This is a genomic window from Syntrophomonas zehnderi OL-4 (assembly GCF_000983115.1).
Lineage (GTDB): Bacteria > Bacillota > Syntrophomonadia > Syntrophomonadales > Syntrophomonadaceae > Syntrophomonas_B > Syntrophomonas_B zehnderi.
In genome coordinates, this window is sequence record NZ_CGIH01000031.1 from 1 (window position 1) to 14,524 (window position 14,524).

General features: G+C 46.3%; 12 protein-coding genes, 1 tRNA gene and 1 pseudogene. 6 read left to right on the top strand and 8 right to left on the bottom strand.

What is annotated here, in order from left to right; translation table 11 throughout:
- Positions 1-166, top strand: a pseudogene (locus AAV90_RS15410) (IS5/IS1182 family transposase); the annotation flags it as partial.
- A gap of 46 nt (positions 167-212) precedes the next feature.
- Here AAV90_RS15410 and AAV90_RS09175 read toward each other — a convergent pair.
- Complete coding sequence (locus AAV90_RS09175; RefSeq protein ID WP_046498108.1) at positions 213-2,519, bottom strand: DNA internalization-related competence protein ComEC/Rec2; 2,307 nt, start codon at positions 2,517-2,519, stop codon at positions 213-215.
- Between the two features lie 126 nt (positions 2,520-2,645).
- On the bottom strand, positions 2,646-3,947 hold the full coding sequence (locus AAV90_RS09180; RefSeq protein WP_242847521.1) for an aminotransferase class V-fold PLP-dependent enzyme: 1,302 nt from the start codon (positions 3,945-3,947) through the stop codon (positions 2,646-2,648).
- A 242-nt stretch (positions 3,948-4,189) separates the two neighbouring features.
- Between AAV90_RS09180 and AAV90_RS09185 the strand changes: the two genes are divergently transcribed.
- Positions 4,190-4,669: a DsrE/DsrF/DrsH-like family protein gene (locus tag AAV90_RS09185; protein WP_046498116.1), complete on the top strand. Its 480-nt coding sequence runs from the start codon at positions 4,190-4,192 to the stop codon at positions 4,667-4,669.
- A 23-nt stretch (positions 4,670-4,692) separates the two neighbouring features.
- Here AAV90_RS09185 and AAV90_RS09190 read toward each other — a convergent pair whose 3' ends face one another.
- The gene (locus AAV90_RS09190) at positions 4,693-5,313 is read right to left on the bottom strand and encodes a ComEA family DNA-binding protein (RefSeq protein ID WP_052729705.1); all 621 of its coding nucleotides are present in this window, start codon (positions 5,311-5,313) and stop codon (positions 4,693-4,695) included.
- 392 nt (positions 5,314-5,705) lie between these two features.
- Between AAV90_RS09190 and AAV90_RS09195 the strand changes: the two genes are divergently transcribed.
- Positions 5,706-5,781, top strand: a tRNA-Ala gene (locus AAV90_RS09195).
- Between the two features lie 109 nt (positions 5,782-5,890).
- Positions 5,891-8,368: a leucine--tRNA ligase gene (gene leuS / locus AAV90_RS09200; protein WP_046498118.1), complete on the top strand. Its 2,478-nt coding sequence runs from the start codon at positions 5,891-5,893 to the stop codon at positions 8,366-8,368.
- A 146-nt stretch (positions 8,369-8,514) separates the two neighbouring features.
- Here the strand turns inward: leuS and rsfS are convergent, their stop codons facing one another.
- The 3 genes from rsfS to nadD are packed head-to-tail and all read right to left on the bottom strand — an operon-like array spanning position 8,515 to position 10,116.
- Entirely contained in the window at positions 8,515-8,871 is a 357-nt protein-coding gene (gene rsfS / locus AAV90_RS09205; RefSeq protein WP_242847522.1) for a ribosome silencing factor, read from the bottom strand.
- A gap of 47 nt (positions 8,872-8,918) precedes the next feature.
- Positions 8,919-9,488 carry a bis(5'-nucleosyl)-tetraphosphatase (symmetrical) YqeK gene (yqeK, locus tag AAV90_RS09210; protein ID WP_046498121.1) on the bottom strand — a complete coding sequence of 190 codons (570 nt, stop codon included), beginning with the start codon at positions 9,486-9,488 and terminating at the stop codon, positions 8,919-8,921.
- A complete protein-coding gene (gene nadD / locus AAV90_RS09215) occupies positions 9,481-10,116 on the bottom strand; it encodes a nicotinate-nucleotide adenylyltransferase (RefSeq protein ID WP_046498123.1) in 636 nt (211 codons plus the stop codon). The genes yqeK and nadD overlap by 8 nt, the downstream gene beginning before the upstream one ends.
- A gap of 165 nt (positions 10,117-10,281) precedes the next feature.
- On the opposite strand from nadD, the gene AAV90_RS09220 reads away from it, so the two are divergent.
- Positions 10,282-10,902: a hypothetical protein gene (locus AAV90_RS09220; RefSeq protein ID WP_046498126.1), complete on the top strand. Its 621-nt coding sequence runs from the start codon at positions 10,282-10,284 to the stop codon at positions 10,900-10,902.
- A 54-nt stretch (positions 10,903-10,956) separates the two neighbouring features.
- Positions 10,957-11,991 (top strand): PLP-dependent cysteine synthase family protein, encoded by a 1,035-nt coding sequence (locus AAV90_RS09225; RefSeq protein ID WP_046498128.1) that lies wholly within the window; start codon positions 10,957-10,959, stop codon positions 11,989-11,991.
- 114 nt (positions 11,992-12,105) lie between these two features.
- Here AAV90_RS09225 and AAV90_RS09230 read toward each other — a convergent pair whose 3' ends face one another.
- Together AAV90_RS09230 and proB are read right to left on the bottom strand one after the other, a co-directional pair.
- Positions 12,106-13,365 carry a glutamate-5-semialdehyde dehydrogenase gene (locus AAV90_RS09230; RefSeq protein WP_046498132.1) on the bottom strand — a complete coding sequence of 420 codons (1,260 nt, stop codon included), beginning with the start codon at positions 13,363-13,365 and terminating at the stop codon, positions 12,106-12,108.
- A 14-nt stretch (positions 13,366-13,379) separates the two neighbouring features.
- Complete coding sequence (proB, locus tag AAV90_RS09235; RefSeq protein WP_046498135.1) at positions 13,380-14,507, bottom strand: glutamate 5-kinase; 1,128 nt, start codon at positions 14,505-14,507, stop codon at positions 13,380-13,382.
- Between the last annotated feature and the right edge of the window lie 17 nt (positions 14,508-14,524).

Consider the following 14,524-nt stretch of genomic DNA (forward strand, 5'->3'; position numbering starts at 1 on the left):
CATCCGCATTCAGGCCAAACTAACAGCCCTGGCGGTAAACTTAAAGCGGATAGCCAAACTGATATCCGCTTCAAAAGGGTTATCTTCGTTTATTTTGAGGTTTTTATTCTGTCGGGTACAGATTAACCTACCTGATGGGCTGTGGGTAGCCGCCAGGGCGGCTTAAAAGGGTTGCTTTTTCAGTGATCTCGAACCGTCCCCTTGACACCCTGTCAAAGGTCTCGAACGATCCTCTTGACACCGCTTGATTTTACCGAAATCCTTTCTCCGTCACTAAGGAAAATAACCGCCCCGTCTTGATCGGTACGCAGGATCTTGATGTTTTCCTGTTGCAGCGCAGCTAAAACATTAGGGTGAGGATGGCCGAATAGGTTGTCGGCGCCAACTGATATTATTGCGTACCGCGGCAGCGATTGCCGGTAGAATTCAGGCAACAAGGATCCTTGGCTGCCATGGTGGGGAACCTTCACCACCGTAGTTGCGGCAAAGGGTTCACGCGCCAGTATGGACTCCATAGCTTCTGCTTCAATATCTCCCGTAAGCAGCATGGAAAACGCCCCATAACTGACTTTTAACACTACTGATTGGTTGTTGTTATTATTCTTGACATAGGTTTCTCCCCCAGGATGCAAAACCTTAATACTCAGCCCTGGTTCTATGTTTACAGTCTGTCCAGCCTCCAGGCCAACGATTGGAATACGGTTGTTAACAGCGGTTTTCCTTAAGGTGCTGTATTCCCGGCAATCCAGCAAACTTTTCGGCAGAGCAAGGTTCTTAACTGAAATTTCCTCCGCCACCCTTTCTACTCCCTGCAAATGATCGTTATCAGGATGGGTGTTAACCAGCAGCACCAGTTCCCGTATACCCCGCCGGTGCAGGTATGGCAGCACCGTAGTCTTACCCACATCATAGAAGGTGTTGCCGCCCCCGTCTATTAACATGAATTTTCCCTGAGGAGTTTTGAGCAAAATTGCATCACCTTGACCCACATCGATAAAATCAACTTCCAGCCAGCCGCGATTATATACGCTGCCAGGCAAAAGCAGCCCAATCAAAAAAAACAGCACAAGACCTGCAGCGAATCCCGACCATTTATTTTTACCGTTTTGGGTTATCCCTAATAGGCCGCTTAAAATGCCGGTGTAGTAAAGGATTATGATTATAACCGGCGGGGTAGCTACCCAAATATAGGCATAAGGCAAGATCTGTACCCATTTGGTTATAAACAAAATCAGCTCAATAAATAACCCGGCCGGATATAAAAACAAACCGGTCAGGCCAGGAAGCAAATTAGCCAGCAACAGGCTTAGAAAGCCTAGTATTACTGCCGCACCGGAAAAATATGCGACCAGGATATTGGTCAGGATGGAAACCGGTGTTAATATATTAAAATAGTAGGCGACGAGCGGCAATACAGCCAGTTCCGCGGCCAAAGGCAATGCTATTAGATCCCAGGCCCGGCCCTTAAACGGTGGGGCAGTGCGCAGGCGGGGGAATATATATATAAGTCCCCAGGTAGCTATGAACGTCAGTTGAAATGATATGGTAAACAAAGCGGCCGGGTTTATAATCAGGGTAATTATCCCGGCAATCGCCCAGGCGTTCAGTAAACTGTTTTCCCGCCCGGAATAATAAGCCAACAAACCAATAATTCCCATCATAACTGAACGCATGACAGACACCGGCCAGGCAATCATAGTTCCATATATCAGGAGAGTTATGGTACCGACCCAAAACCGGCTGCGATTAGATAAGGAAAGCAGCGATGAAATCCATCCCATCAAGAGAAGCAAAAATCCCACATGCAATCCGGATACGGAAAAAAGGTGTATAATCCCGGTTTTCTGAAAATCTTCATACTGCTGTTCATCAATGCCTTCCCGACTGCCCAAAAGCATACCCAAAAGTATGGCGGCTTCATTATCCGGCAGGGTCTGTTTAATAATCTTTTCCCCCTGCCTCCTAAAATCATCCACTAGCCTCAGGAGGCCTTGCTGCTGCGAAACCAAGCTCAGGTCAGACGGTTTTTTAACGGTCATATTGTAATAGATACCACTATGGGATAAGTAGAGTGGATAATTAAACTCGCCTGGATTACCTGGACGGCGCGGCGGTTTAAGGTTACCCCGGATGGTGACCGTATCCCCCCGGGAAAAATTGGCCGGAAAATAACAGACCACCCGGATTTTCTTCTCCCAGGGTGAGGAATAAACGGTTTTTAATATAAAAGTCGTCTTGTCGCCGTCCGTGCTTGGAAAATCCTGTACCGTTCCTGTGCGGCTGGTTCCCTGGACAACCGGCAAATCATGAGGTATATCCCTAATTGAGAGCCCTGCATAAAATAGGCCCCCCAACAGCACCAGCAAACATAAAAAAGCTTGCCGATAAAATCTCTTGCACATCAATACGCTCAAAAAGAGAGCAATTATGACTAGCACATTAAGTATCCAAATATGATAATAAGCCAGTACAATTCCGGCGGCAAAAGAAGCAGCCGCGAGCGGCCATGTTTTGACCATATAATCTGCCTTCACTCTTTTTTATCATTATATGGAATATTTTGTAAATCAGAAAGGCTTTTCGGTAGTCTTGGGCACCGGTTGGACTTACGCAGGAGGTTAAAACCCACACTTTTATTAAAAAAATTATATAGGATACCTTTTAACGAAGCCGGATTCCATATTAAGCGGCAGATAAGAGCACTGCTGCGGCGAGTAAGCATAGCTTTTTTGATAATGTTTGATATTTTGAGCAATTTTTTTCAGATATTTCACCAGGATATCTATTTCCGCATGGGTATTATAAGGTGCCAGGCTTATGCGCACCATGCCTGGCAGCCGGTGTATTTCCTTCTTTTTGTAGGCCGATAGATATTTTATGTCTTCTTTTTCTCCCAGAAGTTTTCTGACATAACCCTGGGCACAAAAGCAGCCGTTGCGCACCCCCATGCCGGCTTCGTAACAGAGAATGGCTCCTAGCAGGGCATGGTTAATTCCTTTTATGTTAAAACTGATTACTCCTACCCGCGGTTTTGACCCGTATATAGAAATCCCGGGAACTTTTTTTAATTCCTGAAGGGCGTAGGTTACTAATTCTCCTTCATAACTTGATAAATGCTCCATACCGATTTCATCAATATATTGTAAGGTTTTAGCCAGAGCAAAAGCCCCCATCAGATTGGGTGAGCCTGCTTCCTCCCGATCCGGCAAATCTGACCAGAATACATTTTCGCGGGTAACCATATTTACAGTCCCTCCCCCTACATATTCCGGTTCACCGGCCAGGAATGTATCGCGCGGACCTATTAATACTCCGACCCCAAAAGGGGCGTATATCTTATGACCGGAAAATGCAATATAGTCAATATGCGCAGGATCATGGTTTTCTTTTATTTCTATCTGCTGATGCGGGATTAATTGGGCCGCGTCCACCATGATTCGAGCCTTGAAGGCATGAGCCAGCTCAGCCAGATAGTGAATGTCATTGATATGCCCGGTTACGTTTGATGCCCCGGTAACAGTCAAGAGCTTTACCCGCGGATAATTCTGCTTAAGTTTCTTCTCGATATCAGCTATGTCCAGTTGCCCTTTTTCATCCACTTCGGCATATTTAACTACAGCTTGTTTGCGCCAAGGCAGATCATTGGAATGATGTTCCATCACAGTACTGATAACGATATCTTTAGCTGATAGGGAAAGTCGGTAAGCTAACTTGTTAATAGCCTCGGTAGTGTTTTTCAGTAGGATAACAGCATTTTTATCCAAATCCGCCTTTACATACCGACCGATTATTTGGTGACAATCATCGTATACCTGGGTTGATAACAACGATTTATAGCCGGTTCCCCGGTGCACACCGGCATACCATCCCATAAATTCTTGCAGCTCCTTAAGAACCGGCATGAGGGCAGGAGTGCTGGCCGCATTGTCAAAATTGATGTAGCGCACTTTCTTTTTGTGGATGGTGGGTACTTCATGGTTAATCCCGACTATGTTTTTACGGAATTCCGCAAGCTTTTTTGTGGGTATTTTTATAATAAAAACACTACCTTTTGTTTACGTTTTTATCTATATACTATGTATGCCAGGTTTTTTTGCCACAAAAAGTTCCGGTATCGAAAACATCCTGTCATAATCCGTTGGGATTTGGTTTAAGCTATGCTATAACCCTTTTTAAGGAGGTCTCTGTTATGAGCGACAAACATTTGAATCTACTTATGTTTAGTGGTGATTATGATAAAGCTTTGGCAGCTTTAATCATTGCCAATGGAGCGAGAGATATGGGAACGAGTGTGACTATGTTTTTTGCTTTTTGGGGTCTTTTACTTTTAAGAGATCCAACGAAAATGTCCCTTGAGGATAAAACTGCCTGGGAAAAGATGTTTTCCACCATGGCCCCCCGCGGGCCTGAACAATTACCCCTTTCCAAAATGAATTTCAGCGGAATTGGTAAAAATATGCTCCTGGAAATGATGGATAATAACAAAGCCCCAAGTCTGAGCGATTTTTTACGCGGAGCCAGAAAGAAGGGGGTCAAGTTCTGTGCCTGCAAACTTTCCTTGGAAATAATGGGTTTTAAAACAGAAGAACTGATTCCTGAAGTTGAGGTTATGGATGTTCATAAATACCTCGCAGATGCCATGCAGGCAAATATGCAGCTTTTTATATAATAGGACGGTTACGATCTTTTTAATCATCGTACCGTTATCAGGTCTTTCAAGGCAGCGAACTTTTTCTCACCTATGCCGCTGACGTTGTTGATATCATCGATGGTCGCAAAAGGACCGTTAGCGGTTCGGTAGTCAATAATACGCTGGGCCAAGGCAGGGCCGATTCCAGGAAGCCCATCAAGTTCCTGGGCTGAGGCAGTGTTGATATTAACTAAGCCAGTCCCGGCGGGTGAAGCAATGGTCGGCGGGCGGCCCGGCAGGCTCGGTTTGTCCGCTGAGCTATTAACATCGCTCTCTCCCTCGGCCAGCAGTTCTATAGTCTCTCCATCCTGTAATTTACGTGCCGGCTGGACTGTTTTTAAGTCGGCCGCAGGCAAAATCCCGGCCATCATCAAGGCATCATAGACCCGGGCGCCATCCTTTAGTTTATATACTCCCGGGTTTTCTACTTCCCCACAGATATATACCTTGACTTCGCTGACTTCCGGTGCTTCCCTTTCACCCGCTGGGTTTGCAGTCACTATGCTTTCCCCGTCTATATCCTTATTTTTATGATCCCCATATTTTAACCCTGCGAAAAAAGCCATCAGCAGTATCAAAATCAGAGCCGCCATCCAATAACGTCTATCAATATTTGCCACCATCTTTCACCCCTGGATATTATTTCTATTTATTTATGTTTTTCCCTTTAGATGTGACCAAAATATTGCCTACATGGTGAAAAAATTGCTTGTTAAACTAATTTTGTAAGTACACAGCGATTCCTTCATCCGAATCTAAAGATTCCGCTCAATGAGTCGTTTATAAAGCGCTTTTCTTCTTATAATTTGTTGACTTTATAAAAAAACTATCTTATAATTGCTATTGTCAATTGAACAAAGGGGCTTTGATCCGGAGTAGTAAACAATTTCCAGGTGTAAGAGAGCTGTCGTCTGGTGCAAGGCAGCATATATTGTTGAACTCGCCGGGGAGCATTGCAGGTGAAATGATTAGCCTGTGACGGGACAACCGTTATCTGTTCAAGAGGACAAGTCGTGGGGCTATAGCGAAGTTGGGATCGCGCCTGAATGGCATTCAGGAGGCCGTGGGTTCGAGTCCCACTAGCTCCACCATAATTAATTTGTCAATAAGGGTGGTACCGCGGGAACAGCTCTCGTCCCTGTATAGGGATGAGAGCTTTTTGTATATAATAATACACGTTAGGCGTTTTAGGAGGTTTATATGGAGAACAGCTACCAGTTTAATCTTATTGAAAAGAAATGGCAGAAAATATGGGAAGAACAGCATGCTTTCCAAATCGGAGAAGATAGTAATCTGCCCAAATACTATGCTTTGGAGATGTTCCCCTACCCATCAGGGAATCTGCATATGGGTCATGTCCGCAATTACGCTATTGGAGATGTCATTGCCCGTTTTAAAAAGATGAACGGCTATAATGTCTTACATCCCATGGGCTGGGATTCTTTTGGCTTGCCGGCTGAGAATGCCGCCATAAAGCACGGAGCTCATCCTGCCAAATGGACGGCTGCCAATATTGAAAACATGAGAGAGCAGCTGAAAACCTTGGGGCTCAGCTATGATTGGGATCGAGAGTTGACTACCTCCCAGCCTGACTATTATAAATTTACCCAGTGGATGTTTCTTAAGCTTTATGAGAACGGCCTGGCCTACAAAAAAAATGCCGCTGTCAACTGGTGCCCTTCCTGCCAGACTGTTCTGGCCAACGAACAGGTGGTAGACGGTGCCTGTGAGCGTTGTGAAGCAACCGTGGAAAAGAAAAAACTTAGTCAGTGGTTTTTTAAGATTACCGACTATGCCCAGAGACTGCTAGATGACCTGGAAATGCTACCCGGCTGGCCGGAAAAGGTAAAGACCATGCAGCGCAATTGGATTGGACGCAGTGAAGGCTGCCAATTTGACCTGACTATTGAAGGCCATGATGAAACCATGACCGTTTTTACCACCCGACCGGATACGATATATGGAGTAACTTTTATGGTGTTGTCCCCCGAGCATCCTTTGGTGGAACAGCTTGCTGCCGGCACTGAGCAGGAGGCAGCCGTCAAGGAATTTGTGCACCGTATGCAGTTTGTCAGCGATGTCACCCGCACCTCCGCGGAAACAGAAAAGGAAGGGGTCTTTACCGGTGCTTACGCGATTAACCCTATGAATGATGAGAAAATCCCGGTATGGATAGCCAACTATGTGCTGATGGACTACGGTACAGGTGCTATTATGGCAGTTCCTGCGCATGATCAGCGCGATTTTGAGTTTGCCCGCAAGTACGATATTCCTATAAGAGTAGTTATCCAGGGTGAAGATACCCCGGCAGACGCAGACCAACTGACGCAGGCATCGACCGGCCCGGGTATAATGGTTAATTCCGGTAACTACAATGGCCTTAGTAATGAAGAAGGCCATAGACAAATCGTCTCCTACCTGACTTCCCAAGGAATCGGTGAGGCCACCATCAACTACCGCCTGCGGGACTGGCTGATATCCCGGCAGCGTTACTGGGGTGCGCCTATTCCTGTGATTTATTGTGATGATTGTGGGACGGTACCGATCCCGGAAAAGGATCTGCCGGTTCTTTTGCCGGAGGATATTGCTTTTAGGCCCAGTGGTGAATCTCCTTTGACTTATGTAAAAAGTTTTTATGAGACTACCTGCCCTGTATGCGGCAAAAAAGCACAACGGGAAACGGATACCATGGATACCTTTGTTTGTTCTTCCTGGTACTTTACCCGTTACCTGGATCCACATAATACCGAATTGCCCTTTGAAAAGAAGCCGGCCGATTACTGGATGTCGGTTGACCAATATATCGGCGGGGTAGAACATGCGATTTTACATCTGATGTATGCCCGTTTCTTTACTAAGTTCCTTTATGATATCAAGATGCTGTCTGTGCAGGAGCCCTTCATGAATCTCTTGACCCAGGGCATGGTATTAAAAGATGGCAGTAAAATGTCCAAAAGCAAGGGTAATATTGTCAGCCCGGAAGAGATCATTAAAACCTATGGGGCAGATACAGCCAGACTCTTTATCCTGTTTGCTTCTCCGCCGGAAAGAGATCTGGAGTGGAGCGACCAAGGTGTGGAAGGCTGCTATCGTTTCCTAAACCGGGTCTGGCGTATAGTCACCGAGTACGGCGATCTAATAAGGGAGGTTAATATTCCGCCCTCTTTTGCTGAACTGGAGCCGGCAGCTCGAAAATTACACTACAAGACCCATGCGACCATTAAAAAGGTCAGTGAGGATATAGAAGAACGGTTTAACTTTAATACGGCCATCAGTGCCGTTATGGAACTCTGTAATGCCCTATATGCATATCGGGATCAGGAAGAAAAGGATCTGGGCGTGCTCAAAGAAGCGGTTGATACCCTGCTCCTGTTGCTTTGCCCCTTTACCCCTCATATAGCGGAAGAATTATGGCAGCGCTGCGGTCATCAGGAAAGTGTTTATAGCCAAGCCTGGCCAAGATTTGATCCTGAAGCCCTGGTTCAGGATGAAATAGAAATCGCAGTGCAAATCCTGGGTAAGGTGCGTGAGCGTATTAAGGTGCCCAGTAGTTGTACCAAGGAGGATCTGGAGAAAGCGGCGCTTAGTAACCCCAAGATTCAAGAGTTGACCAAAGACAAGCAAATCGTGAAGGTAATAGTTGTTCCCGGCAAGCTGGTGAACATCGTAGTCAAATAAATGCAGCAGCGATTTTATGTCCAAAGGAACTTTCGGGTTCTTTTGGACATAAGCGCTTGTTGCAGGGATTGTCCCTGCGACGGGCAGAAGGACAGACGCACAAACCAATATGTTTTTGTAACTGCTTAAAATATGAACCGGGAAAATTATTGACTTTGTTTGACCCGTATGTCCTTGGCATCTCCCCATAATTTTTCCAAGCTGTAATAATCCCTTTCCTCCTGGGCAAAGATATGCACTATAATAGAGCCGTAATCCAGGACTATCCACTTGCCCTGCTCCATACCGTCCCGGCGCAGAGGCAATATTCCTTCCTTTTCCTTTAAAACCTCTTCCACATTGGCTGCTATGCTTTGAATCTGAATGGTACTTCTGCCATGACAAATCACAAAATAATCAGCGATGACAGTAAGTTCACCTACATCCAATATCACCAAATCAATAGCATTTTCTGCCGATGCCGCATCAGCTATCATCTTAACCAAGTGAGCCTCTTTACTCAATCAAAACCCTCCTAACACAGCTATATAAGCCCTTTAGGGGCGCGTTCTTATTCTTTAGTATATTGCAAAAACCTATTTCTTACCCTTATAGTTAGCGGATGCAGAATCCGTCCTTGTTCCAGGCAGTAGCGGATGGTCGAATCCAGCCCAAACAACATGGCGCGATCAAGATCCCTTTCGGCCAAGCACTGCAATCTCTGCAGACCTGGAAAATCCCGGCCGGGTTCAATCATATCGGCCAGAAAAATAATCTTGTCCAGGGCAGACATCTCCAAGGCACCCAGGGTATGCACCTTTACAGCCTGTAGTATCTCGGTGTCATCGATTCCCAGTTCCGTCTCCAGCAGATATGCACCAACGGGCGCGTGCAGCAAATCAGGTATGCAGGTGTCAACCTCATCCTCCAGTAAAAACTGCGCCCGGGCAATGGTCAACAACTCGGAACCATCCAAACCCTTGGCATAATCATGCAAAAGGCCGGTAATATAAGCCTTGTCAGGATCAACGCCGTAACCTGAGGCCAGTTCCCGAGCTACCCGGGCCACTTCCAAACTATGCTGCAAACGGCGGGAAGACAGTCGATTTTCCAGGCGGCTGATAATTTCTGCTTCATTCATATGTCTCACCGTTAATGTCCTGATATAAACAATTTTCCTTAATATATTTCTCAACCTGGGATGGCAGAAGATACTTTACGGTTTTGCCAACGGCAACCCGCCTGCGTATATCCGAAGAAGATATCTCCAGAGCCGGAATATACAAAAACTCGATTCGCTCCCATATTTCAGCCGGTACAGATTGAAAACAGGCGGCGTTTTTATCCAGCTCATACCCCGGTCGGGTTACAACTATAAACCGGCACAAGGTCAGCAGCCTGTCCAAATCCTTCCAGGTATAGATGATCTGGAGCGCATCTATGCCAATTATAAAATAAATCTTTATACCTGGATAGGTTTGCAGGTAGTGAGTAATGGTATCTACTGTGTAAGAATAACCAGCCCGTTCCAATTCAATCGGGGAAACGGAAAAATCCGGGTTATCCTCAATAGCCAGTTCCACCATCCGATACCGATGGTTGCTTTCCAATATCCCTTGCAGGTCTTTATGGGGAGGACGAGCCGCAGGGATAAAGATAAGCTCGTCCAATTTAAAATCCTCACGTGCCCATTCTGCAGCCAGCAAATGACCATTATGGATCGGATCAAACGTCCCACCCAGGATTCCGATTGTCCGGCCGGTTTCCATAAATGCCTCCTCTACCTAGTTAAGACTGATAAAAACCTAAAACTAATAATACCCATTGCCAATAGAAATTGCAAATAACTGTATAGTCATTGAATCAAAAGTCAAAATGGATTAAGCTTTTAGCTAGTGCTGCTAGTTCTATTAATCCGGTCAGGGAGGAGCCCCATGTCAAAAGAAATAACTCTGGTTTTTAACAATGAAGGTTTGCGCAGTTATATTGAAGTAGACCTCTGTGCTGAATGCCCCCGGCAGGATGATAAAGGCTGCTGTGGTTTCTATTCCCCGGTCTTTTATTCTGCTGATCTGGCTTATTTGATTATTAATAAACCCGATTTAATCGACCGGATTTTCAGCTTGGAACGATTGACCATCCTGGATCATTCGGTTACAGTCAACAACATTCCCGAAGGCAGAAGCTATTACTGCCGCTTTCACAGCAGAACTGAGGGCTGTTTGCTGGATCAGCCTTTAAGAGAGTCAATCTGCCGCCATTTTGTTTGTTCAGGAATAGCCTGGGAGGATGAAGAGGAACTGGTTGACTGGAAGAATTTTATCAAAGCATTGACTGATTATGAGATTAATTTAAATCAACGTCTGTCAGAGGCAATGGAGGCGCAGGGCCTGACCCTGCGTGACTCCCGGAGACGTAATTTATATTTGGAACGTCTGGTTCAGCTATACAGGCAAGAAACCGAACATCTGCCAGATTTTATCTCTAAAATGCCCCGCCAGGAGACATATAAACTGAAACGCACCTTACGTTTTGGGACGGATTGGGAGTTATAGACATATATTATACAAAGTTAATATATTCATTCAAAAATTGGTGGAGGGAATACGATGGATTGGACAAGAAATTGCCGGATACTTGATAATGTGCTGGAATCAATAGGTCAGACGCCTATGATTAATTTAAAAAGGCTTTATCCCGAACTTGATACCAAAATATGTGTAAAATTAGAGTATACTAACCCCAGCGGCAGTCTTAAGGATCGGGTCGTTTTTGAAATTGTGAGTCAAGCAGAGCGCCGAGGGCAGCTTAAACCCGGTATGATCCTGCTGGAAGGCACCACCGGCAATACAGGTATAGCTGCCGCCATGGTCGGAGCCACCAAAGGCTACCGGGTAATCATCGTGATGCCGGAAGGTATGAGCGAGGAAAGAAAAAAGACTATTCAGGCTTACGGAGCCGATCTGGTTTTAACTCCGGGGGCCGAAACCGATGTCGATCTGGTATTGAAGGAAGTTGCCAGCATTAAAGCTAAATACGGTGATCAGATTTTCGAGATAGGTCAATTTGCCCGCCAGGAAAACCTCCTGGCTCATTACGATCATACCGGTCCGGAAATATGGGAACAGACCCAGGGCGAGCTGGATGTCTTTATTATGAATCAAGGCACCGGCGGAACCGTAACCGGTACAGCCAAATACCTCAAACAGATGAACCCTAGTATTAAAATCTATGTTTCCGAACCGGCTGAATCACCCATACTGGCTTACGGGAAAATTGGCCGTCACAAAGTGCAGGGGATTGCTGACGGTTTAATACCGGAAATCCTTGATCTGCAATATATAGACGGCGTGGTTTTGGTTTCTTCAGATGAATGTATCGCTACCGCCCGGCAGATTGCCCGCCAGGAAGGTATCTTCTGCGGAATTTCATCCGGCTGCAATGTGGCGGCAGCCCGGAAGGTAGCTGCCACATATCCCGACACAAGGTTTATTGTCACCATGATCAACGACAACGGTCTGCGCTATCTTTCTACCCCTCTGGGCGGAAGTGAGGGCCAGCATCAGCAACTGGATCGGGTTTATGCCCTGAGTAAAGAAGATAAGGATAAACTGGCCAGATATGAATTAGAAATAATAAAATAGCAGCCAGACGATCCCAACATCCTGCGCGTAGCGCAAAGTAAACCCAGATAACACAAATCATCAGGATTCCCGCGGATTATCATTGAGGGTTTAGAATTGGGTTAATATTTTTTGTTATCTAATTTGACCATCGCCATAGATGACAAATTTGGTGGTGGTGAGTTCGCGTAATCCCATGGGACCCCGGGCATGCAGTTTTTGCGTGCTTATCCCCATCTCGGCCCCGAATCCAAAAACATTCCCATCGGTAAACCGTGTAGACGCATTGGCATATACGGCGGCGGCATCTACCCCGGCCATAAAACTGCGCACCGCATTGTAATTGTCACTGATAATCGCTTCACTATGCCCGGTTCCGTATTGATTGATATGGTCGATGGCTTCATCCAGACTGTCAACTATTTTCACGGCCATGATCAGATCCAGATATTCTGCCGACCAATCCTCTGGAGTCGCTTCTATTAGTCCAGGAACTATCCGGCGGGTTTTTTCGCAGCCTCTAATTTCTACTCCGGCTTCTTGGAGAGCTTTTATTATTCCCGGCAAATACGCCTGGGCTGCTGCCTGATGAACCAACAATTTTTCGGCTGCGTTACATACCGAGGGTCTTTGTACCTTGGCATTTAAGACGATGGGCAGAGCTTTCTCGTAATCGCCATATTCGTCAACATAAACGTGACAGTTGCCCATTCCAGTCATAATAACCGGCACCGTAGCATTATCCAGCACGGCTTTTTTTAAGCCTTGGCCTCCGCGCGGGATCAATACATCCAAATAATCATGCATCTTCATCATAAACACAGCCGCTTCGCGATCCTCACTGTCCACCAGTTGAATGGCACCATCCACAATACCGGCCTGCGTAGCTGCCGCCGAGATAATCCGGGCGATGATACGGTTGGAATTTAAGGCTTCTTCTCCCCCGCGCAGGATAATCGCATTCCCTGATTTCAGGCACAAACCAGCCGCATCAGCGGTAACATTGGGCCGGGATTCATAGATTATGCCGACAACCCCAATCGGTGTTCTGATTCGTCCGATATCCAGCCCGTTGGGGCGACGGGTCATCTCCAGCATTTCCCCTATCGGATCCGGCAGAGCCGCTATTTCCCTTAACCCTTGGGCCATATCATGGATACGGCTTTCATTTAAGGTAAGACGCTCCAGGAGCGCGCTGGTTAAACCCTGCTTGCGCCCTGCTTCCAGATCAATTTTATTGGCAGTAATAATTTCCTGCCCGTGCGCTTCCAATTGATCAGCCATTGCATACAGAGCTTCATTTTTTTTATGCGTTGGTGCTGTAGCCAGGAAGCGAGCCGCCCGCCTGGCCTTTCTGCCCTGGGCAATTAAAATAGTTTCCAACTCGGTTTGCATTTTTTACCTCCTTATCAATGTTTAACCCAAAGGTTATCTCTATGGATTACCTCATCATAGTCCTTCGATCCCAGCATCTGTTCAATTTCACCAGATTTTTTACCGGCAATCAGGCGAATTTCATCGGCACTGTAATTAGTTAATCCGCGGGCAATCTCCTGTCCATCAAGGGTTTCCACACCCACGACCGTACCCCGCTCAAAATCGCCCTCAACGGCGGCTATACCTGAGGAGAGCAGGCTTTTGCCCCGGTTTACCAAGGCTTGTTCAGCGCCCGCATCCACCTTAATCGTTCCATGCTGCATAGAACCAAATGCCAGCCACTTTTTACGGGCCTGCATTTTTTCTTCCCGAGGCACAAAAACCGTCCCCAGTTCTTCACTGGCAAAAATACGCCGAATTACATTTTTCTCAGCCGAGTTGGCAATCACCATCGGTATCCCAGCCGCCATACAGATGTCGGCGGCTTTTAATTTGGTAAGCATCCCGCCGCTGGCAAAGGTATTGCCGCGAGAAGCTGCGTTGACACGCATTTCAGGAGTTACCTCAAAAACTTCACTCATAAGGCAAGCCGATTTATGAACGCGCGGGTCACTATCGTACAAGCCGTCAACATCTGACAGGATGATTAACAAATCGGCGTTCACGATTCCCGCCACCATCGTAGAAAGCGTGTCATTATCACCGATTTTAATTTCCTCCACCACAACCGTATCATTTTCATTAATTATTGGGATAACCTTCATCTTCAAGATAGCCAAAAGGGTACTGGTAGCATTCAGATAGCGTATGCGCTCATCCAGATCCTCGCGGGTAAGCAAGACCTGAGCTACTGTCTTGCCATACTCAGCAAAGAATTTTTCATACATATGCAGCAGCCGTCCCTGCCCAATTGCTGCCAGGGCTTGCTTCTCCGGCAGGGTTTTCGGAATCCTTTTTAGCCCCATACTATTGGCTCCGGTTCCCACTGCCCCCGAGCTGACCAGAATAACTTCAATATCCCGGTTGTGCAAATCAGCCAGTTCCCTGACCAACCTTTCCATACGCTCCAGATTCAACTGTCCGTTGCCATATGTAAGGGTACTGGTTCCCACCTTAACCACTACCCGGCGACACTTTACAAAACTATCCCGTATATTCATAAACTCACCTCTAAATA